We start from the raw sequence: 1,287 nt of genomic DNA, 5'->3' as shown, positions 1-1,287 counted from the left end.
GTAGTGTGGTGAAGGTTCTGCAAATCGCCTGAGCGGGGCGGTCATGGCAGGATGGTGATGTTCAACGTCACGCACTCCGAGAGGAACCGCACCATGACCAGCACCAAGGATAAACCCGCCGCTGCCGCCATCAAGGACCTTCTGAGCCACAGCCCGGATGGGCTGCGCGAGAGCGTCCGGGCTGTGATGCAGGAGATGCTCGAAGCCGAGATGACCGATGCCCTCCGGGCCGATCCTTCGACAGGCTTAGGATGAGGAGGGCGAGCGCACCGCCTCCCGCCTCGGCTACCGCTCGGGCTACTACAGCCGGACCATGGTGACCCGCGTGAGTAAACTGGAGCTGCGGGTGCCACAGGACCGCGACGGCCGCTTCTCCACCGAGCTGTTTGAGCGCTATCAGCGCTCTGAGCAGGCGCTGGTGGCCACCCTGGCCGAGATCTACGTTCAGGGCGTCTCCACCCGTAAGGTCAAGGCGATCACCGAGGAGCTGTGCGGCCATAGCTTCTCGGCCTCGGCGATCCCCGCCATCAACAAGCGCCTCGACGACAGCCTGGCCCAGTTCGCCTCCCGAAGGCTCGAGGAGCCGTTCCCGTACCTGATCTTGGACGCTCGTTACGAGAAGGTGCGCGAGGGCGGCACCGTCGCCTCGCAGGCGGTGCTGATTGCAGTGGGCATCGACTGGGACGGCCGGCGCCAGATCCTGGGCGTCGAGATGGCCAACCGGGAAAGCCAGTCCTCCTGGCGCACGTTTCTGCTGAGCCTGCGCGAGCGTGGCCTCTGCGGCGTGGAGTTGGTGGTGGCTGACGATCATGCCGGGCTGCGGGCGGCCATCCGTGAGGTGCTGACGGAAGCGGCGTATCAGAGGTGCTACGTGCACTTCCTCCGCACTGCCCTCGATCACCTGCCGCGCAAGGCCGATGATGACTGCCTGCAGGAGCTGCGCTGGCTCTACGACCGGCGATCGGTCGAGGAGGCCCAACGCGATCTCTCCGCCTGGATTGCCAAATGGGAGGGGCGCTACCCGCGCCTGGTCGCCTGGGCCGAGGAGACAATCGAGGAGACACTCACTTTCTACCGGCTGCCGCGCCAGCACCACAAGCATCTCAAGAGCACCAACATGCTCGAGCGCCTCAACGAGGAGATCAGGCGACGCACATACGTGGTGCGCATCTTCCCCAATGCAGCCTCATGCTGCCGGCTGGTGCGAGCCCTGGCGGTGGAGTCGCATGAGAACTGGCTCGAAGCTCACCGCTACCTCAACATGGACGACCTGAAGGAGCACAAGAA

At 64.9% G+C, this 1,287-nt stretch carries 1 pseudogene; it reads left to right on the top strand.

Going from position 1 to position 1,287, the window contains the following annotated elements:
- Positions 1-93: 93 nt before the first annotated feature.
- Positions 94-1,287: pseudogene (locus JKG68_RS32380) on the top strand (IS256 family transposase); the annotation flags it as partial.

Source organism: Microvirga aerilata, from assembly GCF_016743775.1.
Lineage (GTDB): Bacteria > Pseudomonadota > Alphaproteobacteria > Rhizobiales > Beijerinckiaceae > Microvirga > Microvirga aerilata.
Note: the sequence above shows the minus strand (reverse complement) of the source record. Positions and strands in the feature narration are given on the sequence as shown.